This is a genomic window from Achromobacter sp. 18P8.1.1, from assembly GCF_057799415.1.
In genome coordinates this window covers 13,222-34,083 of sequence record NZ_JBYOKH010000002.1, presented here as the reverse complement: position 1 = coordinate 34,083, position 20,862 = coordinate 13,222, and the positions used below count along the sequence as shown (strand labels likewise).

General features: G+C 63.1%; 23 protein-coding genes. 13 read left to right on the top strand and 10 right to left on the bottom strand.

Annotated elements, in window-relative coordinates:
- Window positions 1-246: 246 nt before the first annotated feature.
- Window positions 247-1,617: a Fic family protein gene (locus AC27VE_RS01945; protein WP_488702923.1), complete on the bottom strand. Its 1,371-nt coding sequence runs from the start codon at window positions 1,615-1,617 to the stop codon at window positions 247-249.
- 329 nt (window positions 1,618-1,946) lie between these two features.
- Between AC27VE_RS01945 and AC27VE_RS01940 the strand changes: the two genes are divergently transcribed.
- Window positions 1,947-2,933: a Bug family tripartite tricarboxylate transporter substrate binding protein gene (locus tag AC27VE_RS01940; RefSeq protein WP_488702922.1), complete on the top strand. Its 987-nt coding sequence runs from the start codon at window positions 1,947-1,949 to the stop codon at window positions 2,931-2,933.
- A 22-nt stretch (window positions 2,934-2,955) separates the two neighbouring features.
- Window positions 2,956-4,146, top strand: coding sequence for a M24 family metallopeptidase (locus tag AC27VE_RS01935; RefSeq protein ID WP_488702921.1), 1,191 nt, complete (start codon window positions 2,956-2,958; stop codon window positions 4,144-4,146).
- On the opposite strand, the gene AC27VE_RS01930 is transcribed toward AC27VE_RS01935, so the two are convergent.
- Window positions 4,139-5,104: a LysR substrate-binding domain-containing protein gene (locus AC27VE_RS01930; protein ID WP_488702920.1), complete on the bottom strand. Its 966-nt coding sequence runs from the start codon at window positions 5,102-5,104 to the stop codon at window positions 4,139-4,141. The two genes, AC27VE_RS01935 and AC27VE_RS01930, sit on opposite strands and share 8 nt — an antisense overlap.
- A gap of 92 nt (window positions 5,105-5,196) precedes the next feature.
- Here AC27VE_RS01930 and AC27VE_RS01925 point away from each other — a divergent pair, with 92 nt between their 5' ends.
- Complete coding sequence (locus AC27VE_RS01925) at window positions 5,197-5,718, top strand: GAF domain-containing protein (protein ID WP_488702919.1); 522 nt, start codon at window positions 5,197-5,199, stop codon at window positions 5,716-5,718.
- Window positions 5,719-5,730: 12 nt separating this feature from the next.
- A complete protein-coding gene (locus tag AC27VE_RS01920; protein ID WP_488702918.1) occupies window positions 5,731-6,699 on the top strand; it encodes a Bug family tripartite tricarboxylate transporter substrate binding protein in 969 nt (322 codons plus the stop codon).
- 103 nt (window positions 6,700-6,802) lie between these two features.
- Here the strand turns inward: AC27VE_RS01920 and AC27VE_RS01915 are convergent, their stop codons facing one another.
- Window positions 6,803-7,282 (bottom strand): Lrp/AsnC family transcriptional regulator, encoded by a 480-nt coding sequence (locus AC27VE_RS01915; protein WP_488702917.1) that lies wholly within the window; start codon window positions 7,280-7,282, stop codon window positions 6,803-6,805.
- A gap of 165 nt (window positions 7,283-7,447) precedes the next feature.
- Here AC27VE_RS01915 and AC27VE_RS01910 point away from each other — a divergent pair, with 165 nt between their 5' ends.
- The 7 genes from AC27VE_RS01910 (at window position 7,448) to AC27VE_RS01880 (ending at window position 14,540) form a co-directional block, all read left to right on the top strand.
- Entirely contained in the window at window positions 7,448-8,242 is a 795-nt protein-coding gene (locus AC27VE_RS01910; protein ID WP_488702916.1) for an HpcH/HpaI aldolase family protein, read from the top strand.
- 45 nt (window positions 8,243-8,287) lie between these two features.
- On the top strand, window positions 8,288-9,469 hold the full coding sequence (locus AC27VE_RS01905) for a pyridoxal phosphate-dependent aminotransferase (protein WP_488702915.1): 1,182 nt from the start codon (window positions 8,288-8,290) through the stop codon (window positions 9,467-9,469).
- A gap of 10 nt (window positions 9,470-9,479) precedes the next feature.
- Window positions 9,480-10,661, top strand: coding sequence for an acetylornithine deacetylase (argE, locus tag AC27VE_RS01900; protein WP_488702914.1), 1,182 nt, complete (start codon window positions 9,480-9,482; stop codon window positions 10,659-10,661).
- Between the two features lie 41 nt (window positions 10,662-10,702).
- Window positions 10,703-12,019: an MFS transporter gene (locus AC27VE_RS01895; protein WP_488702913.1), complete on the top strand. Its 1,317-nt coding sequence runs from the start codon at window positions 10,703-10,705 to the stop codon at window positions 12,017-12,019.
- A 376-nt stretch (window positions 12,020-12,395) separates the two neighbouring features.
- Entirely contained in the window at window positions 12,396-13,010 is a 615-nt protein-coding gene (locus AC27VE_RS01890) for a class I SAM-dependent DNA methyltransferase (protein WP_488702912.1), read from the top strand.
- A gap of 117 nt (window positions 13,011-13,127) precedes the next feature.
- Window positions 13,128-14,201 (top strand): hypothetical protein, encoded by a 1,074-nt coding sequence (locus AC27VE_RS01885; RefSeq protein WP_488702911.1) that lies wholly within the window; start codon window positions 13,128-13,130, stop codon window positions 14,199-14,201.
- Window positions 14,202-14,219: 18 nt separating this feature from the next.
- Window positions 14,220-14,540, top strand: a complete 321-nt coding sequence (locus AC27VE_RS01880; RefSeq protein ID WP_488702910.1) for a hypothetical protein — start codon at window positions 14,220-14,222, stop codon at window positions 14,538-14,540.
- A gap of 81 nt (window positions 14,541-14,621) precedes the next feature.
- On the opposite strand, the gene AC27VE_RS01875 is transcribed toward AC27VE_RS01880, so the two are convergent.
- The 4 genes from AC27VE_RS01875 to AC27VE_RS01860 are packed head-to-tail and all read right to left on the bottom strand — an operon-like array spanning window position 14,622 to window position 16,998.
- On the bottom strand, window positions 14,622-15,524 hold the full coding sequence (locus tag AC27VE_RS01875; protein WP_488702909.1) for a hypothetical protein: 903 nt from the start codon (window positions 15,522-15,524) through the stop codon (window positions 14,622-14,624).
- Window positions 15,475-15,924 (bottom strand): DUF6389 family protein, encoded by a 450-nt coding sequence (locus AC27VE_RS01870; protein ID WP_488702908.1) that lies wholly within the window; start codon window positions 15,922-15,924, stop codon window positions 15,475-15,477. Before AC27VE_RS01870 ends, AC27VE_RS01875 begins: the two co-directional genes overlap by 50 nt.
- A gap of 10 nt (window positions 15,925-15,934) precedes the next feature.
- Window positions 15,935-16,585 carry a hypothetical protein gene (locus AC27VE_RS01865; protein ID WP_488702907.1) on the bottom strand — a complete coding sequence of 217 codons (651 nt, stop codon included), beginning with the start codon at window positions 16,583-16,585 and terminating at the stop codon, window positions 15,935-15,937.
- Window positions 16,585-16,998 carry a hypothetical protein gene (locus AC27VE_RS01860; protein WP_488702906.1) on the bottom strand — a complete coding sequence of 138 codons (414 nt, stop codon included), beginning with the start codon at window positions 16,996-16,998 and terminating at the stop codon, window positions 16,585-16,587. The genes AC27VE_RS01865 and AC27VE_RS01860 overlap by 1 nt, the downstream gene beginning before the upstream one ends.
- Window positions 16,999-17,103: 105 nt before the next feature.
- On the opposite strand from AC27VE_RS01860, the gene AC27VE_RS01855 reads away from it, so the two are divergent.
- Window positions 17,104-17,718, top strand: coding sequence for an ABC transporter ATP-binding protein (locus tag AC27VE_RS01855; RefSeq protein WP_427958343.1), 615 nt, complete (start codon window positions 17,104-17,106; stop codon window positions 17,716-17,718).
- 45 nt (window positions 17,719-17,763) lie between these two features.
- Here AC27VE_RS01855 and AC27VE_RS01850 read toward each other — a convergent pair whose 3' ends face one another.
- The 3 genes from AC27VE_RS01850 to AC27VE_RS01840 all read right to left on the bottom strand — a co-directional run bounded on the left by AC27VE_RS01850 (window position 17,764) and on the right by AC27VE_RS01840 (window position 19,975).
- Window positions 17,764-18,186 carry a hypothetical protein gene (locus AC27VE_RS01850; protein WP_488702905.1) on the bottom strand — a complete coding sequence of 141 codons (423 nt, stop codon included), beginning with the start codon at window positions 18,184-18,186 and terminating at the stop codon, window positions 17,764-17,766.
- Window positions 18,187-18,201: 15 nt separating this feature from the next.
- Entirely contained in the window at window positions 18,202-18,576 is a 375-nt protein-coding gene (locus AC27VE_RS01845; protein ID WP_006226096.1) for a glutaredoxin family protein, read from the bottom strand.
- A 64-nt stretch (window positions 18,577-18,640) separates the two neighbouring features.
- Complete coding sequence (locus AC27VE_RS01840; RefSeq protein ID WP_488702904.1) at window positions 18,641-19,975, bottom strand: aminotransferase-like domain-containing protein; 1,335 nt, start codon at window positions 19,973-19,975, stop codon at window positions 18,641-18,643.
- 140 nt (window positions 19,976-20,115) lie between these two features.
- Between AC27VE_RS01840 and AC27VE_RS01835 the strand changes: the two genes are divergently transcribed.
- Window positions 20,116-20,853, top strand: a complete 738-nt coding sequence (locus AC27VE_RS01835) for a sulfite exporter TauE/SafE family protein (protein WP_488702903.1) — start codon at window positions 20,116-20,118, stop codon at window positions 20,851-20,853.
- Window positions 20,854-20,862 lie beyond the last annotated feature (9 nt).

The following is a 20,862-nucleotide window of genomic DNA, read 5'->3' as shown; positions in this document are numbered from 1 at the left end:
TTGCAGTTTGATGCCTTTCGTTGGGGCGGTAGCGTGAGCGTCATCGCCTGCGCCGGGCAATACGCTCCCAATCCTACCTGCGTTATTCAGCGTTCGACCGGATCAGTTTGGCTGAATTTCTAGAGATCAGTGTGTTCGCAGGTACGTTCCTGGTGACGATGGAACCCGCCGCGAAAAAATGTCAGACCACCATGTCTCAGCACATAAGTGCCGAAACTGTGGTCTGACTCCAAGACCCCCAGATCCCTACCGCGGGCGTCCCGCCTCGATCCACTCCTGCACCTGTTCCATCGGCAACCGGTATCGTGCGCAGTTGTACAGATCCAGCAAGAGCAGTTCCTCCGCCAACATCGGACGCAACACGTGCGCATCGTCCTTCGATAGGGCCAGCGCCGCTACCGCCGCATCGGCCGTCTGCCGTGCGCGCACCACCCGACTGATCGCTTCGTTCAGTTTTTCCCGGAAGCGCAGGCGAATGGGATCCGGCACACCCGCCGCGTCGAGCTGAATGGCGTACTTTCGGATCGAGCGCCGATAGGACCACGTGAACAGATCCACCGCCAGCGTCACATCGCCGCGTTCGTAGACGCCCATCATGGCGTAGGCATAGTCTTGAGCCTCCACGTCCAGGAATGATAGCGGCGCGCAGTTGTAGAGCATCAGCGGAATGTTGGCCGACAGGCGGCTGGTGCGCTTGTTGCCATCCTCGAATGGCTGCAGATAGGCAAGGTTCACCCAGAGAAAGAATGCCGCTTCGACGGGGTTCTTGATCAGCCGCGCTTTCTCCACGATGTGATCGAAAATTTCCTGCAGCAGCGCGGGCGCCTGGATGGGCAGATAGGTCGTGCCGCCGATGTTGACCACGGTCCGGCGGATACGACCTAGGCTTCTGGTATTGGGCAACAGGTGCTGCATCAGGATCGCGTGGAGATTGCCGATGACGGCGGACGTGAGGCCGTGCATGGGCACCGCGTCGATCATGAACTCGATGGCGGCCTTGTGGTTGAGCAGCATGACCGCGTCCAGATCAGTGCCCGCCGCGCCGCGCTTGAAGAGTTCTTGCGTGGCCAGCAACGAATACCGATTGCCTTCCAACCGCGAAGACGACCAAGACAGATCCAGCAACAGCGGTTCCAGCACGCGGCGCGCGTAAGTGCCGGCAGGCTGCTGGCCCTGCATGCGGCCTTCGTCGGCCAAGGTCTGGGCCAAAGCAGGAGGCAACAGGGAGCTCTGGTTCGGGACGTAGTTGTCCACGAAGCTGCGCTGATAGCCCACCGGTGCGCGCGATGCTAGCGGTTGCCGAAGATGGGCCAGCAGTTCCACCCCATGTTCGGACCAGATCATTCCGATCGTTTCGGATGCCGGATCCGCCACCCGTGTGGCGACGCTGTCCGGGGCCGGCGTCCAGGCGGGCGCGTCGCCCGCGAGTCCGTAGCGCGTTGCCCGGCCTTGCCCTTCGCGCAGCACCAGGCCGGCTTTGCGCAGTGCGTCAAGCTGGCGCTTTACCGTGGACCAACTGGCGCGGGTTCGATAGGCCAATTCGCTGGAACTCAGCCAGGGGAGATTATCCTGTTGCTGGGCACGGAGTAGCTGGAGGATGTGTTCGCGGGTGGTCATGGCGCGTGTGTAGAGGCTGAATCAGCTCAATTTATCAGGAATCAGCTCAAAAATGAGCTGATTTTGAAGCCAAATGAGCTGAAACGGTCTGATTCTGAGCTGATTTCAGACGCAAGCCGCAGGAAGCATCGCCTGTTGCACCATCAGTCGCCTTCAAGCCGCGACGGTCGCACTGCTTCGGCAGCCACGGCGTCCCGCTATGCCAAAACACTTATGGAAACCTCAGGTTTATTCATTGGGCATGCATGCCTGACCTCCCCATAATCATCCCGCAGGCTTCAAAGGCCGCCGTCCATTCGCGACGTATCTGATGATTCATGGGGAATGACATGTTGAGGACTTTACTGGGACGCACAAGCTGCGTCGCAGGGATCGCGTGCCTGCTGTTCGCAGGCGTCAGCACACGCGCTGCCGCCGACTATCCGGATAAGCCCATCAAGCTGGTCGTGCCGCAGGCCGCCGGCGGCGGCACGGATGTGATCGGCCGCTTGTGGGCGGACTACGTGGTACGGCAGCTCAAGACGCCGGTGGTGGTCGAGAACCGGCCGGGCGCCAATGGCATCCTGGCATCCAGTTACGTGGCCAAGCAGCCGGCCGACGGGTATACGGTGCTGGTCAGCGGGGTGTCGTACCTGGCCTTCAACCCGCATATGTACAAGAACATGCCCTATCAGCCGGCGCGGGATTTCGACGGCGTCAGCCTGTTGGTGAATACGCCCTTCCTGCTCGTCGCCGGTACGCAGACGGGGATCCGTTCGTTGGACGAACTGGTTGCCCGCGCCAAGGCCGAGCCCGATTCGCTGAACTTCGCGTCGGCGGGCAAGGGCAATTCCACGCATCTGGTCGTGGAGATGCTGGCGCAGAAGACGGGCATGAAGCTCACGCACGTACCGTACAACGGCGCGGCCGCGGGGCTGACCAGCGTGATGGCCAATCAGACCCAGGTGATGGCCGATGTGCTGAACACGGGCGCCGTACAGGCCAATGCGGGCAAGGTGGTTCCCTTGGCCGTGGTGGGCAACAAGCGTGCGGCAAGCGTGCCGGACGTGCCGACGCTGGCCGAATTGGGCTTCAAGGATTTTCCGATGCCGGGGTGGTATGCGCTGGTCGCGCCCAAGGGCACGCCGCCGCAGGCCATCGCGCGGCTCAACGCCGAGACCCGGCGCTTCTTTGACGACCCCGCGGTCAAGGCGCGCTTGCAGGAACTCCAGTTGGAGCCGCTGCCCTCGTCACCCGAGACCGTGGCGGAATGGACGGCACGCGATAGCGCCACCTGGGGCCCGCTGATTCGCCAGCTGGGCTTGAACAACGACTGAACACCACGACAAAGGACACACCATGCCCAAACTCAGCCAGGCGGTCTGGCAATACCGATTCGACAAGATGACGTCCATGATGGACGAGTTGGCCGTCGACGCCGTCATCTTCACCTCGGCAGACTTCTTCCAGTTCGCCACCAATTTCCACACCGACGTCTTGCCGTGGGAACGGCCGATCTTTGCCGTCGTGCCGCGCAACGGCACGCCCTTCCTGGTGATGAACGAGCTGTCCACGCATCACATGCAGTTCTCGCAGGAACAGGGCAAGGTCTGGATCACCGACATCAGCTACTACGCCGAGCATCCGCGCGTGCAGAACCGGCTGCCTTTGATTACGCAGCTGCCCGAGGTGCTGGCGGCAAGGTTGAAGGCCGCTGGGCTTGCGCGCTCGCGCATTGCGGTCGAGGGTGGCAGCCCCGTGCTGGCGCAGCTCGCGCGCTTCCTGCCGGACGTCGTCTTGCGCAACGCGACGCCCGAGTGCCGCGCGCTGCGTTGGCAGAAGCACGATGAAGAGCTTGCCGTGATGGAGGCCGCCGCGTCCATCTCCGATTGGATTCAGGACCGCTACCGCGAGAACATCCGGCCGGGTCGGCTGGTACAGGAACTGGACTTCGCAATGGCGTCTCTGTTCGTGCAAGAGGCGGCCGAGCGCTTTCCGGGCGAGCATTTCGAAGTCATCCGCTGCTGGACCTTGAGCGGCCCCGCGTCGGCCTCGCCGCATGGCGATGGTGCGTCATGCGGCGCGCGGATCCAGGAAGGCGATGTACTGGTGAACATCGTCATTCCACGCCTGAACGGCCTGACCATCGAGAACGAGCGCACCTGGTTCTGCGGCACGCCTTCGGCCGAGCAGGTGCGGCTGTGGTCCGCGGCCAAGGCGGCGAACGAGGCGGCCATTGCCGCTGCGCGAACCGGCAATCCCGTCTGCGCGATCGACGCGGCCGCGCAGGCCGAGATCGAGAAGGCCGGGTACGCGGATTTCATCCGCCATCGCACCGGGCATGCCGTGGGCATCATCCACCACGAGTACCCGGAAGACATGGCCTTCAACCAGCGTCCCTTGCTGGACAACGAGGTGTATTCGGCCGAACCGGGCATCTACGCCTATGGCATCGGCGGCTTCCGGCTGGACGACACGGTGGTGGTGGGGAGCACGCCGCGCGTGCTGACCCACACGCCCAAGACGCTCGAGTACGCGACGGTCAAGTAGCCGCGTCGTGGGCGGTGCTGCGCTGGGAGGTGCTCTGCGCCTCCTGGCGCAGCGTTTCACGCAAGGCCGGCAGCACGATGCTGGGCGAGTCGGCCGCCCACAACATGCCGATGGGGCCGAACTCCAGGCGGGACGGCGCGCGTACGATGCTGATGAGCTGAAGCCGTTCATACATGTGCGCGACTGAGCTCGCCAAGGTGGCGATGTAATCGCGGTCTTGCAGCATCGACAACAGCGCGACCAGCGAACTGGTCTCGACGGACGGCTTCGGGGGCGGCATGCCCGCATCCACCACGGCCTGATCCAGCCGTGCGCGCGACAGCGTGCCCAGCGGCGGCAGAATCCACGGATAACGCTGGGTGTCCTCCCAGCAGGGCGCATCCAGTTCCGCCAGCGGATGCCCGCGCCGTGCCACCACGCTGAAAGTGTCGGTCATCAGCCATTCGGTACACAGCCCGGAGCGGCTGGCGCGCACGTCCAACGGCCCGATGATGAGGTCGATCTCGCGCCGTTCCACACGTTCAATCAGGGGCTCGAGCAAGCCCTCGACCAGTTCGATCTGCACGTTGGGCGAACGCTGGTGCAGCGCGGCAATGGCGCGCGGCAACAAGACCGGCGCGGCAGAAAGAATGGTGCCGATATGCAGATGGCCGGCCACGCCACCCTTGACCGCTTCGATTTCCTCGCCAGTGCGTGCGGTGTCGCCCAGGACGCGGCACGCATAGCGCCAGAGCGCACCCCCGGCCTCTGTCAGTTCAAGCGACCGGCCACGCAGGAACAGCGGCGTGCCGACCAGGTCTTCCATGTCGCTCAGCCAGTGCGAGAGCGCAGGCTGCGTCATGTGCATGGCTTTGGCGGCGCCGGTGACGCTGCGCGCGCTTTCCAGCGCGGCCAGCACTTGCAGGTGGCGAAGCTTGAGCCGGCGGGTCCAGGGCGGGTCGATCGAGGTGGCGTCCATGCGGAAATGGTAATGGATCTCTCAGCTTTATTCATTAGCGCCTTATGGCCGTTGGCAGCCAAAATGCCTTTCCCGATCGACGAGGGCAAGCGGTGACGAACGCAACAGAAAGCATGGCCCAGGCACAGCCGTTAAGCGACATGGCGCAGGCTTTGGCCGCGACACCCCAACCCGAATGCGGGCTGCAGGGGCTGGCCCAAGCGCTGGCCACCCGCATCGGTTATCGGCTGTTCACAGTGTTGGTGCTGGATCGAGAGGCGGAGCAGAGCCTGCGGTATTTCTCGAGCCTGCCCGACGCCTATCCCCCGGGGGGCGCCAAGCCCATCCGCGAAAACAGCGAGTTCTACGCCACTGTCGTGATGGAGGGACGCGCCCGGATCTGTGTGGACCGCGCCGAGTGCATGCGCGCCTTTCCAGACCACGAGCTGATTCATTCACTCGGCTGCGAAAGCGCTGTGAACGTGCCGGTCCGCTGGGACGGCCAGACCATCGCATCGCTGAACCTGCTGCACGAGGCCGGCTGGTACCGCCAGGACATGCTGCCCGAACTGAGCTGGTACGCCGCGATGGCCATTCCCGTCATTCAGAAGATCATTCAAACCACCCGCCCGTAGGGAGAGAAAACCATGACACGCCTTAGCACCGCCATCACCGCATTGCTGCTGTCGGTGGGATTGACGCCGGCTCACGCGGCGGACGCCTACCCCGCCAAACCGATCACGATCATCTATCCCTACGCGCCGGGATCAGCGTCCGACACGATGACCCGCCTGCTGGCAGAAGCCATGTCCAAGCGCCTGGGGCAGCCGGTGATCGTCGACGGCAAACCCGGCGCCGGCGGCTCGATCGCCACCGAGCACGTCGTGCGCGCGGCCCCCGACGGCTATACGCTGCTGCTCAGCGCAAGCGGCACCATCGCGGTCAATCCACACATCTACAAGCTGCGCTACAACCCCGTCGAAGACCTGGCGCAGATTTCCATCGCCGTGGAAGTCCCGTTCGTCTTCGTCGTGGGCAAGAATTTTCCGGCGCAGGATTACGTGGCGTTCAAGGCGTTAAGCAGCACGAAACCCGGCGGCCTGAGCTCGGCGAACGCCGGGCTTGGCACCCAGGCGCACCTGACGCAGGCGGCCTTCGCCAAGTTGGCGGGGGTGAACCTGAGTATCCTGGGCTACAAGGGGGCAGCTCCCGCCGTCAACGACATCCTGGGCGGACACGTGGATTCGATGATGGACAACGCCGCCTCGCAAATCCCGTATGTCACGTCGGGCAAGACGACTGCGTTGTTCGTCACCAGCGATTATCGGTTTGAAGGGTATCCCCAAGTGCCTACCGCGAAGGAGTTGGGTATTACGGGGTTGGTTCCGACCGGGTGGTTTGGTTTGGCGGCGCCCAAGGACACACCGCCCGCGGTTGTGGAAAAAATCCAGGGTGCGGTGGTCGCTAGCCTTAAGGATGCCGAGATGCAGCGCAAGCTGAAGGAGTTGGGCTGGGTGATCGTGGGGAATACGTCGCAGCAGGCTGCTGAACGGGCTCGCACGGACTATGAGCTTCTGGGGAAGGTGGCTCGGGATATTGAATTGAAGCCGAATTGAGGGGTTGGGGGCAGCGCCCCGCCTCAGCTACTGATCCGGCCATGCGAAGGCTAACCGGATCGCGGTAGGCGATCGTCTAAATCTGACTGGCGATGACCAAAGCTCAATCCGGCGCCAGCGACAGAGCATGCGCCAGCCCTTTCACCTCTTTCAGGACGAAGGACGTGTACACCTCCTTGACGCCTGGAAGCGCGCCCAGCACATAGCGAGTGAGGTCGCCAAAAGCATCCAGGTCGCGGGCGATCACCGTCAGCTGATGGTCGTACCGACCGGATACGCAATGGCATGACAGCACTTCGGGTATGTCCCTGATGGCGTCCTCGAATGCTTTGACATGGGCAGCGCCCTTCTTGTCCAGTGATATGGACACAAAGGCAGTCACGCCAAACCCGAGCTTCTTCACATCCACTTCAGCGCGGTAGCCCTTGATGACGCCGTCATCCTCCAGCCGTTTGACGCGGCGCCAGCAAGGCGATGGCGTCAGCGAAACGCGCTCCGCCAATTCAGCGCTGGAAAGGCGGCCGTCCACCTGAAGAGCGGCCAAAATCTGCATGTCGGTCGGGTCGAAGTTCTTGTTCTGCACGATTTTTCCAAGAATTCTGAATCTAATCGGATTTCATTCCAAATTTTTACACAAGTCAGCCAAATTATCGGAAATTTTTTCCATTCAGCCCATGTATCTTTGTCGGGCTGAATCAGAGGCCGTCAGCACATAGAAAGGCCTTCGTCCGATTGTTATGGAGCAGTCTTGGAAACATCGAATCCGATTCGCAAAGCATTGCTGGCCGGCGCGCCTTCGGGGGGATGCTGGTTGACGCTGGGCAGCGCGGCTGTCGCCGAAACCATTGCGCATTGTGGTTTCGACTGGTTGGTCGTGGATATGGAGCACGCACCCAACGACATGGACAGCCTGGTCGCTCAATTGCGGGCCATCGACGCGGCTCGCGCCCGTGGCGCCAAGTCAAGCGTCGCGGTGCGAGTGACTGCCAACGATGTGGCGCTTGTTAAGCGGGCCATGGATTGCGGCGCGCAGACGATTGTCTTTCCCAACATCGATACGGCGGACGATGCACGCACCGCAATTGCTTCGATGCACTTTCCGTGCAATGGCAATGGCGGGACGCGTGGCGTGGCCGGCTTGGTGCGCGCCGGCACATACGGACAGGATCCCAGCTACATCGGGGCCGCAAATGCGCAGTCTTGCGCAATTCTGCAAATTGAATCGGCGGCCGCGGTGCGCAGTGTCGAAGCGATTGCCGCAGTGCCGGGGGCGGACTGTCTCTTTATCGGCACCGCGGATCTGGCGGCCAGCCTCGGGTACCTGGGCGAGATGTCCCATGCGGCCGTCCTGGAAGCCGTGGCGAAGGTAATTCGAGCCGGCAAGGCCGCGGGCAAAGCGATCGGCATTTTCGCCAACAGCGTCGAAGAAGCGGCTTCGTACCGTCGGCAAGGCGTGCAGTTCATTGCCCTGCATTCTGATGTCGCGTGGCTGGCTCGCGGCGCTCGCCAGGCGCTGGCGCAATTCGAAGCCGCTACGCGATAGACGGCCCGCTCGCCCCCACCCATTTCTCTTTCATTAGAAAAAAGTATGCATTCTGATTCGTTCATTGAAGGCGCTGGCCCGATTGCCCGCGCAGGCGTGCGCACCCTGCGGTCTTCGCAGATACGAGAAGTCGCCAATGCGGGCCTGGGCCGCGCGGACGTCTTGCCGTTCTGGTTTGGCGAGCCGGACGAAGAGACGCCGCAAGCGTTTCGCGACGCTGCGGTCGCGCACATTGCGTCGGGACAAACGTTCTACGTGCAGACGCTCGGCGTGCCGTCATTGCGGGAAGGCCTGGCCTCTTATGTCAGCAGGCTGCATAGCCGGCGCGACGTTGATCACATCGCCGTTACCAGTTCGGGAACGTCGGCGCTGATGACGGCGGTACAGACCATAGTCGGCAACGGCGATCATGTGGTCGTGGTGACTCCGCTCTGGCCCAATCTGGTGGAAATGCCCAAAGTGCTGGGCGCGGAGGTCACTACGGTTCCTCTTTCCTTTTCCGCAACGGGCTGGCGTCTTGATATCGACGCGTTGCTGGACGCCCTGACGCCGGATGTGCGCGCCCTGCTGGTGAACTCGCCGAACAACCCAACGGGCTGGGTGATGTCGGCGGAAGATCAACGCGTCGTGCTCGAGCATTGTCGCAAGCACGGTATCTGGATCATCTGCGACGATGTGTACGAGCGTTATTACTACGAGGCGCCGGTCGCGCCGACATTCCTGGATATTGCCGACGAGAACGATCGGGTGATCAGCTGCAATTCCTTCTCAAAGGCTTGGCTGATGACGGGTTGGCGCATAGGCTGGCTGGTGGTGCCACGCGCGGTGCTCCCCGAAATCGGCAAGCTGATCGAATACAGCAATACATGTACGCCGGGGTTTGTGCAGTCCGCCGCGCTATGCGCGCTCGAGCAAGGCGAGCCTGTGATCGAGCGCACCGTGGCGCGGCTACGCCTTGCCCGCGACCATCTCGCACAGCGGCTGCAGGAAGTTCCCGGAGTTGAACTGGCGGGCCCCGCGCCTGGGGCGATGTACACGTTCTTTCGAATCCAGGGTGTGGCTGACAGCCTGTCGTTCTGTAAGGATCTGGTTGCCGGTGGCGGCTTGGGCCTGGCGCCTGGCACGGCATTCGGGCCGGAAGGCGAAGGATATCTGCGCTGGTGCTATGCGAGCGCGCATGATCGCCTGGACGAAGGCGTGCGCCGCCTGGCCCGATTTCTAGCCTGAGGTATGACCGATGAGTACGACTGAGCATCCACGCTCCCTGGAATGGATCGAACGGCTGGTGCGGTTCGACACGACCAGCCGGCTCTCCAATCTGGGGTTGATCGAGACGGTACGGGAATATTTGACGGCTGCCGGGCACGCGCCCAGGCTCATACACAACGCTGGCAAGGACAAAGCGAATCTCTTCGTGACGATTCCCGCCCACGACGGGAGCACGCAGGGCGGCGTCGTGCTGTCCGGCCACACCGACGTGGTACCGGTAGATGGGCAAGTTTGGAGCAGCGATCCCTTTGTGCCCGTGGTGCGCGACGGGCGGCTGTATGGCCGCGGCACCTGCGACATGAAAGGATTCATCGGAGTGGCGCTCACCATGTTGCCGGAGTTTGCGTCGAGGCGTCTGCGCGTGCCTCTGCACCTGGCCCTGAGCTATGACGAAGAGGTAGGTTGCCTTGGGGCCGACGCGATGCTGCGGGAACTGGCCCGGCTCGGCATACGTCCGGATAGCTGCGTGGTGGGCGAACCTACCGAGATGCGCGTTATTTCCGCGCACAAGAGCAGCAACCTATACCGTTGCACAGTGCACGGCCAGGCCGCCCATTCTTCGCTGACGCCTCACGGCGTCAATGCAATCGAGTACGCGGCGCGTGCCATCTGCCATATACGCGACATGGCCGACAGGCACCGGGAACACGGTCCGTTCGACAGGGACTTCGAGGTGCCATTTACCACGGCGAATACCGGCGTGATTTCTGGCGGCCTGTCGGTCAACACGATCCCGGATCGCTGCCAGTTCGAATTTGAGTTCCGCACCATCCCGGGCGTCCTGGCGCCGGACGTGATTGGCGGCTTGCGCCGCTTTATCACCGGCGAGCTGCGCGACCAGATCAAGGCTGAGAGCCCATTGGCCGATATTGAGCTTGAGGTGTTGGCGGAGGTGCCGGGCTTCGATACGGCCGCTCACGCCGAGATTGCGCAGTTGGCGCAGAAGTTAACGGGCACGCGCGGAACGGAGAAGGTCGCTTACTGCACCGAGGCAGGATTGTTCCAGCGGTCGGGAATGACCGCTGTTATCTGCGGCCCCGGGAACCTGCAGCAAGCGCACCGGGCAGATGAGTTCGTAGCACTGTCGCAAGTTCATCTATGCGAGCAGTTTATTGAAAAGCTCGCGGACCACCTGACGGTCGTCGAGTAAAGCATCTATCAAATAGTCCATATAAAAAAGCAGAGGGAAAAATGAGTTACTCGGAAAAAGCATCCTGGGATGCGGCGAGGGCGGTACCGCCCTCGGCAACGGAGATAGACAAGCGGCGCGCGCAGGCGCGCCGTGCCGTGATCGCGGCGTCGATAGGCAATGCGCTGGAATGGTTCGACATGATCGCGTACGGGACGTTCGCGTTGATCATCGCCAAGCTCTACTTTCCTGCCGCCAGTGAGAGCTCGTCCCTTCTGCTTGCGCTCGCCTCGTTTGGGGTGTCGTTCTTGATGCGCCCGTTGGGTGCGATCATGCTGGGGTCCTATGCCGACCGCGCAGGCCGCAAGGCGGCGCTGACCATGTCTATCTTCCTGATGATGATCGGCACCTTGATCATCGTTCTGGTGCCAACATACGCCCAGATTGGCGTGGCCGCGTCGGTAATCATTCTGATCGCTCGCCTGATCCAGGGTTTTTCGGCAGGCGGTGAGTTCGGCAGTGCGACGGCCTTCCTGATCGAGTATGCGCCAGATCGACGCGCCTACTATGCAAGTTGGCAGGTTGCCAGTCAGGGCGCGGCAATTCTGCTTGCCGCATTGTTCGGTGCCGTGCTGAATGCCTCGTTGACGCAAGAGCAACTGGAGAGTTGGGGCTGGCGCGTGCCGTTCATTTTCGGCCTGCTGATCGCGCCGGTGGGCTACTACATCCGCCGTCACATGGATGAAACGCCGGAATTCAGCGCCGCCAAGGCGTCGGATTCGCCGTTGACCGATATGTTTGCAAGCCAGAAAATGCGCCTGCTGGTGACCGTGGGCTTCGTCGCTCTGGGCTCGGTAGGAAACTATCTGGCGCTGTACATGCCGACGTATTCGATCCGTCAGTTGGGCTTGCCGCCTACGATCGGATTTTTGGCGACGCTGGTCACGGGCGTCATCATGACCGTCGGTTCGCCCATTATCGGTTCGCTCGCTGATCGGATCGGGCCTGCGCGCATCATGACGGCTGCCGCAGTGCTGACGGCCGTGCTTTGCTACCCCTTGTTCTATCTGTTGGTCGCGAATCCGACGGTGCCGATGCTGATGTTTGTTCAGGTCGTGCTCGGCTTGCTTGCGACCTTCTACTTCGCACCGATGCCGGCGCTGATGTCAGCGATCTTTCCCGTGCAGGTTCGTACCACCGGCCTATCGTTGGGCTACAACATCGCCGTGACAATATTTGGCGGTTTCGCTCCGTTCATCTTGACCTGGCTGATTGCAACCACGGACTCCAAATTGTCGCCGAGCTACTACCTGCTTGCGATTGCGATCATGGCCTGCGTGTCGTTGACAACCGCGCGCCGGGTGTTTCAGCAGCGGTAGCACGGGTGTACGCAGGCTGGTGTCGAGCCGCCCGCAATCTCGCGAGCGGCTCGATCAGGGCAACACCATCCCGGCATGGGCGGCGGAGCATAGCTACCTCCGCTCCTGTGAAATTGGAGTCAGACACCTTCCATTACCAGTATCCGGGCTATGCCGAAAACCGCAACAACTAGGGCGCGCCGCGCAGCGTGACGTTGACATTGCGTGGGCGGTTTAAACGCCTGGACAACAAGGTCAGGCGGCATGATGACGGCCATTTGTGCGGCCGAAAAGCCGCCTGACGCCTTGCCACCTGGTCCTCTAGCGTTGCCCTCAGGAGGACTGGTGTAATGCGCATCTTTTAAGATGCCTCCATCCACATCGCCAGAATCCCGACATGCCCTCCTCTCCCGCTGACGACGTGATCGCCCTGTACCAAGCGCATGCCGCGGCGTTTGCGGCGCTGCGGAGTACAGAATTGATCGAGCGCGCCTGGTTGACCGCCTTCCTGGAACGCCTTGCCGTCCCGCATCCGCAGGTGCTGGACATCGGTTGCGGCACGGGCGTTCCCATCGCCCGCCACCTGATCGAAAACGGCTGCCGTATCACCGGCATCGATACCTCGTTGCCGCTGCTGTCCCGGGCCAAGGCATCGTTTCCCGACCATCATTGGGCCGCCGCCGATATGCGGCAGTTGGCTGGCATCGGACCGTTTCACGGTTTGATCGCCTGGCACAGCTTTTTCCACCTTCGGCCTGAAGATCAGCGGCTGATGTTCCCCATCTTTCGGCGCCTGGCCGCGCCCGGTGCGGTGTTGATGTTCACCAGCGGCACGGCGTTGGGCGAAGCCATTGGGACGTTCGAAGGCAAGCCGCTTTATCACGGCAGTCTGGATGCCAGCGAATATCGTCAACTGCTGGCGGAAAACGGATTCTCGGTGGTTCGGCATCAGCAGGAGGACCCGGCGTGTGGCGGCGCGACGGTGTGGCTGGCCATGCAGACCGGCTGTTAGGCAAGGTGCGGCGCCGACGCGATATCATGACTCCGCCCTTCCCCGCCGGGGTATTGCCTGGCCCTGCCGCTTGCAATGCCCCGTTTCTTCCCGCTTCGGAAACAGGACCCCAGAACGATGCCGTTTTCCCTCACGCTTGCCCGCGTTTGCCTGATCGCCCTTTTCGCCCCGACGCTGGCGCTTGCCCAGCCCGCTGAGCCGGATTTCGCCGCGCGCACGGCCGCGTTGGTGGAGCGCCATCGCGTGAATGTGGACGGATTGCTGGGTAATGCGCGGCAGGAGGGAATGGCGTTGCTGGTGATTCCGACCCTGAACCTGGACGCCGAGCCCCAGCGCGATTTCAACGACGACGCGACGCGCGACCGCTTTGTGCGCCAGCGCAGCACGTTCATGCATTGGAACCACAAGACGGAAGAGGGCTACGCGATCAGCGCCGGCGCGGGAGACCACAAGCTGAAACCGACGGACCCCGGGCCGCAGTTCCAGACGGTGCGCGGCAAGCTGCTGTATCAGGTGATTCCGGTGTGGCCGGGTGAATACCGGCTCAACCGCATTACGTATCATCAGCCCCGTACCGAATTGCCCGAAACGGTGCCGCCGCAAAGCGCCATGGATCGTCTGAAGAAGATTGGCCTTGCGACGCTGGATTACACGGTGGACCGCGAGTTCAAGATGAGCTCGCCCCAAGCGAAAACCGGGCTAGAGGACGACGACAGCTTGGGCAAGGGCTGCGAGGTGGTGTTGCGGGCGGGCGGCGGCTGCGACGAGGCCGCGCGGGAGGTGCGCTGGCGGATCAACGGCGAAATCGCGTTCAGTGCGGGACAGGCCGATGCCGTGCCTGCACCCGGCATCGAAGCCGAACTGACTTTCTCGCCGATCGCGGCGATCAAGCTTGAAGCGGGCGATGTGGTGCTGACGGACGGCTTTGTGTTGCCCGTCGATCAGCCGGTCATGACGCCCGATTCGTGCGAAGACACCTCCCTCGGCCCCATCTGCACGATGGATTCGCTGACGTTGACGCGCCTGCCCGCCAGCCTGGACGATTTCCGGCAGGCGCCGGGCGCGGCCAGTTTCAATTTGCCGAAGTTGGATGCGGCGCTGCGTGACCTGACGTACCGGGCGCCCACCCTGTACTACAAACCGGCGTCCGCAGCCGAGCCGAACGTGATTCGGGCCGTGGGCCGGAACTAGGATTCGACAGGAAACAGAATGGACGCAAAAGAGTTCGTCGCCAACTGGGATGCGCTCAGGGCCGAGTTGCTGGCCGCCTTCACGGCGCCGGACGCGGCTAGTGAGGTCGCCGCCAAGGTCCGGGCAATGGGGTTGTCACCTGAGCAATCCGTTCAGATGCAGGGCATCCTCGACACCGTGATTAAAGACACGATGGTTGCGCTGCTGCTGGGTCTGGACGGGGAGGCCAGCATCGGGGACAGCCAGCAGGCGTTCACGATCACGGATGAAGACGGCACCGTGATTCAGGGCATCGAGGAGGCTGCGTGGGAGCGCTTCCATGGCGCTGCCGGGCAATGATGCAAGGCGCCGGTTGCGGACCTTGCACACTGCGTAGAAAAAATCAGGAAGCCTGATCGGGCCACCGCGGGCCCGAAGCCGTCACGCGCTTTCGCCTGCCCTGCCCGGCGCATCGCGATACGCGACCGCATACATAGCCGTCACGACGAACGTGGCCAGGACACTAAGCACGACACCCAACGCGGCATAGGCCACATCAGCGCCCGTCACGAACGTGTACGTCAGCGGGGATAGCACACTTGCGGTGAAACCAGCCACGACGACCAGGGCCAGCAGCATGAGCATCAGCGGCCAACGCGGGTAGGGCATTGCCGCGCGAATGTGGCCAAAGCCATATTCACCCGTCGTCGCGACGCGCGGCAGGCTCAGCCCATACGTCGCAAGCGCGTACAAGACAGGCAGCCAGATAATCGCCGCGGACGCGATCAACGCGCCCCAGAACCGGATGTCTTCCGCGCCGTTCAGCAGCACATAGACCACAAACGGTAAATCGCCTGTTGCGCGACCCAAGGCCGCGACGGCGATGGCGATCGCGCCGAGCAACACCAGATGCTTGGCCTCTGCAGTGCCGCCGCGCGCGGTCACGTCGCGCGGGATGTTCCCCAGGACGACGGCCCGATGCCAGGCGAACGTCATGCGCGCGAACGCGATCAGGTTGATCAGCGTCAGCGCGACAAACACCAGATCCGTCAGCTGATACAGCGGGGTGTCCGCCAAGGCGAACGGCAGAGACAGCGTGAACACCGCAAGCGACCACGGCGCGGCGGCCAACATGGACCGGCCCTGCTGTCGGATGACGCCAGCTGTCGCGGCGAAAAAACGACCTGCCCCGAGTTTGCTCGACACGAGATTCCTTTGCTCTGAACTACGGGTTTCGTTATACCCCAGCCACCGCATCACCCTTGCTTGGCGTGCCGGCGCGCTGGAGGCTGCCTCAAACAGGCAGTTCGCGCGGCATCGACGTATCGGCGTCTTCATCGCCATAGATGAGTCCGGGCAACGGCGATTTGCCCCGCCCGACGTTTGCCCACAGCACTTCGATCCAGTCCGCCGCCGTGTCGACGATGGCGTCCTGCACGACAAAGTCGGGCTCGTTCAAGCCGAACGTCGGCACGGCCGGGGTTACCCCGCTGGCGGTGTGGCGGACGTCGAACAAGATGCGATGCGCATCCACCGCCTTGTTCAGAACATAAAGATCGGGGCCTTCGAGGCTGACGACGACAGAGAACGTGCCCTCGCCGTCCTGGTCCGGGAAGATGCCGACGCGGATTTCGCGGGCCTTTTCAGGCAGGGCCGCGATCAGCGCAGCCAAGCGCGCTTGCGCCTTCTCGGAATGCCGGTCCAGCACGCGCCGCAGCGCGGCTTGATAGTCTTGCCGATTCATTTGCATCCCCTTATTGCCCCGCGGCCTCATAGCTCACCACAGGCTGGCCACGCGGGTCCTGACGGAAAAACACGATGTTCTCGAACGGGATCGGATCGGCATCCCAGCGCCAATACGGCTTGGTGGCGCCGGAAAAGCCGCTGTAGCGATGCTCGTACTGGTTGTAGCAACCGACATGCACGGGGTCGCGGCCGGCGCCATGCGTTCGCAGTGCAATGACCAGATCGCCCCATTTCGGATCCTGCCCGGACTCCACCACCGACGCGGGGGCAAACCGGTCGTCATCAAAACGCTGTCGGGCCGATTGTGAAAAATGGGCTCGCAGGGCCTGCTGGATTTTCTCGCGCAGCGGTTCGTCGTCGGGCGAGGCGTCGCCGCCCATGTCCGCGATCAGTTGTTCGGCTTGCCGGCAGACGCCTCCCAGCTCCGGGCCGATGCGCTGTTCCAGTCCGGCCGCCAAGCCGTCGCGCTGCATGCTGCTGAAGGACAAACCGGCGATCGCCACCGCCAGCATTGCGGCGCCCGCGCCAAACGGCCAGCCGGGCATGCTTCGGCCGGCATAGCGCAACGCCGCCAAGACCAGCAGCAAATGCACCGCCACGAACAGCAGCGCGTAGCCGGCCACCATCCAGTAGTGATAGAACGTGAATCCTGTAAGCATCACGGCGTCCCCCTGCTCGCCCGGCGAGACAGTTTTACGCTGCCGATGCTGGCCGCGACCAGCATCAGGCTCGTCAGCGTCGCGATGCAGAAAAGCGGGAAGAGGTCATCGGTGATGATCCAGCTCAGTTGCTCGCCCAGGCCATACGGTCCAAACGCCCGCGCACGTTCGCGGTCTGCGCCGGCGAAGATGCGGGTCCAGAAGCACGTGGCCAGGGCGCCGTGCAGCCAGAGCGCCAGCGCGTAGCGCTTGATGTAGACCAGGCAAAGTATGGCAAGCGCGCCCGTCCAGACGCTGATCACCGATAGCCGGCTGGCGTCGAAGAGCTGCATGCCAGGCTTGGAAAGCAGCCAGATCAGGGCGAATATCGCTATCGCACTGGCCGCGCCGACGGGCCAGGGAATCGGAGTCAAATTGATTTTTCGGGTCATGGGTGCGACGAATATACCTGATCGGACACGACCAAAATCCGGATGCAGGATCTGGTCGCAGACCGCGTTCGTGCGTACACTTCCGGCATGCTACGCATCGACAATCTCACCAAGCGCTACGGCGACTATCTCGTCTTCCAGGGGCTGACTCACACGTTCGGCCCGGGATGCGTGGCGCTATGCGAAGAAGACAGCACCGGCAAATCCAGCTTGCTGGGCATTATCGCGGGCGCGGTCGCGCCGGATGCCGGAGACGTCTGGATAGACGGGCATTCGCTGACGCATGCCCCGCAAGAGGCCCGGGCCCGCCTGGCCTACGTGCCGGACAATTGCATGGCCTTTCCGGCGATGACGGGGCGTGCGTTGCTGGAACAAGTCGCCTTGGACAAGCAGGTTGCCGTGGACGACGCGGTGCTTGATCTGGCCTACCGGCTGGGGCTGGAACCGCACCTGGACAAGCGCTTCGAACAGATGTCGACGGGTACGCGCCGCAAGGTCTTCGTGACCGCGGCCGCCTTGGGCGACCCGGCGGTGGTGATCGCAGACGGGCCCAGCAACGGGTTCGACGCGCAGGGCCGCGCGGTGTTGGCCGAGGTGTTCAAGACCTGGGCGAAAGATCGCGTCGTGCTGTTCGCCAGCCACGATCCCGAACTGGTGCAGGCGTGCGAGGCCAGGACAATCAATGTGGCCGATCTGCGCTGATTGAGCGCTGCCGCAGCCAAGCTCTGGCAGCAGCGCTAAGACCTGTCAGTGCGGCTTCCAGGTCAGTCCGTCTTTCGAACGGTACTCAGATTGGCCCGAGCAACACCCACCTGCGCCGAACGCCTGACGCCCGATGAAGGCCGTGATAAAGCCTTTGCCTTCGGTCAGCGATTGGTTGACGCATATTGTGGGCAGCGGATAGAACTCACCCTCCAATACCAGCTTCCAGGTCACATTCTCGCCTTCGGCCGCGTCCACCTTGTAGACCTTGCAGTTGTTGACGAGCAAGTGAATGGGCTTGCCAGCCAGCACGCCTTTGAACTGGTGGTGCGGCGGCGTTTCGCGCGTGGCAATGGTTTCGGCGGTGAGTGTCGACCCTGGCGGTGGCGGCGGAAGAGAAGGTTCGCAACCCGCCAGCACGCTTGCCGCGCACAGCGTCAGTGCCAATCGGCGGGCAAGGCGCATCATCTTGGAAAACTCCGGTCAGGCGACGTTGGCGAAGCGCTGTTCAAGGTAGGCGATGATGTCGCTGGACTCGTACATCCAGCGCGTGCCGCCCGCCTCCTCGATACGCAGGCAAGGCACCTTCACCTTGCCGCCGCCGGCCAGCAATTGTTCGCGCGCTTGCGGATCGCGCTTGGCGTCGTGCAGAGCCACTGGCACGTTCAGGCGATGCATGGCGCGTCGCGTCTTGACGCAGAACGGGCAGGCGTGGAATTGGTACAGCGAGAGTGCGGCCGCGTCTTTGTTGACGGCCGCCTGGCCTTGCGGCGAACGCTTCTGCGGGCGCGGCCGCGTCAGGGCGTCGCCCGCGACGATCAATTGACCCAGGCCGACACGCAAGGCTTTAACAATCATGGATTTGGACTCGAAATGCGAAGGGAGGCGGTCAGTCTACTCCCTGCGGGAGCTGCGCGAACGCCTACCGGTCCGTCTGGTCCGCCACCACCCGTGCTACCGCGCACAACGCCCGCCGGAGTTCATCCATGCCTACCGACCCCAATGCCAGCCGGATCGCATGCGGCACATGCGGCGTGACGGCAAAGGGATGCGCGGTCGATACCGAAATTCGTTCGCGCATCAATGCCATGGCGATGGCGTCCGAGCGCACTTCCGGCGCCAGGGGAAGCCAGACGAAATACGACGTGGGATGGCTGACGGGATTCAGCGCTCCCAGGACCTCGGCCGCCACGCGTTGTCGCTGTGCGGCGTCGCGACGCTTTTCGGCCTCCAGCTTGGCCACCGTGCCGTCCTCGATCCAGCCGCAGACGATGGCGGTCATGGTGGCGGGCGTGTTCCAGGTGGTCGCGCGGATGGCACGTTCAAGCTTTGGAATCCAAGCCGCTGGCGCGCTGATCGACCCCACACGCAAGCCCGTTGCCACGCTTTTGGACAGGCTCGATACATAGACGGTGGCTTCGGGCGCAATCGCTGCAAGCGGCGGCGGGGCATCCTCGACCAGAAAGGCATACGCGCCGTCTTCGATCAGCATCAGTCCATGCCGGCGCACGATGTCCGCCAACGCTTCGCGCCATGCCGCGTTGGCCACCCATCCCAGCGGATTGTGCAGGGTCGGCATTGTGTACACCGCGCGCACGGGCCGTCGCCGGCACAGGTCGGCCAACGCATCCAGGTCCATGCCGTCGCCGGCCGCCGGAACCGCTGCAAGCTCCAGCCGCGAGAACTCCGCAGCGAGTTTGAATCCGGGATAGGTCAGCGCGTCTACGGCCACGACGTCGCCGGGTTCGAAGAGGGCCATGGCGGCGATGGTCAGGCCATGTTGCGCACCGCTGACAAGCAAGCTTGATGGCGCCGTTGCCGCGAATCCCCGTTTCGTCAGATGCGTGGCCGCGATCGCCCGCTCTTCATCGGTGCCGCCATGCGGCCGGTAGCGCAGCAATGCCTCGGGGTCGCCCTTGGCCGCAAGCCGCCGCAGCGCCGTGCGGTACCGCTCTGCCTGGCCGGGCAAGGTGGGCGAATTGAAGGTGAGTTCGGTGGTGTCGTCGTTCCATGCGCGCAGGTCGATGCCGTGGCCGCGCGGAAGCGCTTCTTTGACGAAGGTGCCGCGGCCGGATTCGCCGCTGACCAAGCCCATGACTTGCAATTCGGCGTAGACGCGCGTCGCGGTCGCCAGTGCAAGCCCCTCGCGTGACGCCAGTTCGCGATGCGTGGGCAACCGCGTTCCGGGACGCAGTCGTCCGGCACGGATATCTGCCGCAAGCTGGTCCACCAGCTGCTTGTAGTGGGAGGAAGCCAAGGAAAGCGTATCCAGGACGATTTTTTGGATGCACTGATTATCAGGCATAGGATGGCGTCGCACAACGCGCTGCAAGCCAGCGAATCCGACTCACCGCTTACGTCTTTCCCATCATGGATTTCAATTTTTCTGTCGTCGCGATGGCTGTCCTCGCCGTCGGGGTCATCGGCTTCATGAAGGGGGCTTTCGGTGGCGGCTTCGCGATCATCGGCATCCCATTGCTGGCCTTGGTCATGGACCCGATCAAGGCCGGGAGTTTGCTGGCGCCGATTTTCGTGGCGACCGACCTGTACGCGTTCCGGTACTGGCGCCCGCGCACGTGGTCGCGGCCGGATCTGGCGTATCTGGTGCCGGGGCTATTGGCCGGCGTGCTGGCCGGCTATTTCGTCCTGCGAGACATCAATCGTCATGTCGTGGAAATCCTGATGGCGGTGACCACCCTGCTCTTCGCGTGGCTGTGGTGGCGCGGCAGGTCGACGGTGCAGCCCCGCCCGCGGTCGAAGAACAAGGCGTTGCTGGCGGGTGGCGCGTCGGGCATCACGACGATGGTCGCGCATTCGGGCGGCCCTCCGCTTGCCATGTATCTGCTGCCGTTGGGGTTGTCCAAAGAGGTCTATGCCGGCACCACCAGCATGTTCTTCACCATCGGGAACCTGCTGAAGGCGGGGCCCTGGTTGGCGGTCGGGGAATTGTCGTGGGGGTTCTGGAGCCTGGTGGCGATCTGTCTGCCGGCGGCATTCTTTGGCGTGTGGGCGGGCTGGCGCTTGCACCACAGGCTCAACCAGGCGCAGATGGTCCGGCTTTGTTATGGACTGCTTGTCGTGACCGCGACGAAGCTGCTGTGGGATGGGGTGGCGGGGGTTTGGGCGCAGGGGTGACCCGGAATT

Bases quoted from the DNA above. Each gene is read 5' to 3' on its own strand.
- AC27VE_RS01835 (WP_488702903.1), top strand. From the start codon at position 20,116: ATGGCTGTCCTCGCCGTCGGGGTCATCGGCTTCATGAAGGGGGCTTTC.
- AC27VE_RS01930 (WP_488702920.1), bottom strand. From the start codon at position 5,104: ATGGACGCCACCTCGATCGACCCGCCCTGGACCCGCCGGCTCAAGCTT.
- AC27VE_RS01895 (WP_488702913.1), top strand. From the start codon at position 10,703: ATGAGTTACTCGGAAAAAGCATCCTGGGATGCGGCGAGGGCGGTACCG.
- AC27VE_RS01890 (WP_488702912.1), top strand. From the start codon at position 12,396: ATGCCCTCCTCTCCCGCTGACGACGTGATCGCCCTGTACCAAGCGCAT.
- AC27VE_RS01850 (WP_488702905.1), bottom strand. From the start codon at position 18,186: ATGATGCGCCTTGCCCGCCGATTGGCACTGACGCTGTGCGCGGCAAGC.
- AC27VE_RS01920 (WP_488702918.1), top strand. From the start codon at position 5,731: ATGACACGCCTTAGCACCGCCATCACCGCATTGCTGCTGTCGGTGGGA.
- AC27VE_RS01870 (WP_488702908.1), bottom strand. From the start codon at position 15,924: ATGAATCGGCAAGACTATCAAGCCGCGCTGCGGCGCGTGCTGGACCGG.
- AC27VE_RS01945 (WP_488702923.1), bottom strand. From the start codon at position 1,617: ATGACCACCCGCGAACACATCCTCCAGCTACTCCGTGCCCAGCAACAG.
- AC27VE_RS01875 (WP_488702909.1), bottom strand. From the start codon at position 15,524: ATGGCGATGAAGACGCCGATACGTCGATGCCGCGCGAACTGCCTGTTT.
- argE (WP_488702914.1), top strand. From the start codon at position 9,480: ATGAGTACGACTGAGCATCCACGCTCCCTGGAATGGATCGAACGGCTG.
- AC27VE_RS01905 (WP_488702915.1), top strand. From the start codon at position 8,288: ATGCATTCTGATTCGTTCATTGAAGGCGCTGGCCCGATTGCCCGCGCA.
- AC27VE_RS01855 (WP_427958343.1), top strand. From the start codon at position 17,104: ATGCTACGCATCGACAATCTCACCAAGCGCTACGGCGACTATCTCGTC.
- AC27VE_RS01845 (WP_006226096.1), bottom strand. From the start codon at position 18,576: ATGATTGTTAAAGCCTTGCGTGTCGGCCTGGGTCAATTGATCGTCGCG.
- AC27VE_RS01940 (WP_488702922.1), top strand. From the start codon at position 1,947: ATGTTGAGGACTTTACTGGGACGCACAAGCTGCGTCGCAGGGATCGCG.
- AC27VE_RS01935 (WP_488702921.1), top strand. From the start codon at position 2,956: ATGCCCAAACTCAGCCAGGCGGTCTGGCAATACCGATTCGACAAGATG.
- AC27VE_RS01865 (WP_488702907.1), bottom strand. From the start codon at position 16,585: ATGCTTACAGGATTCACGTTCTATCACTACTGGATGGTGGCCGGCTAC.
- AC27VE_RS01880 (WP_488702910.1), top strand. From the start codon at position 14,220: ATGGACGCAAAAGAGTTCGTCGCCAACTGGGATGCGCTCAGGGCCGAG.
- AC27VE_RS01885 (WP_488702911.1), top strand. From the start codon at position 13,128: ATGCCGTTTTCCCTCACGCTTGCCCGCGTTTGCCTGATCGCCCTTTTC.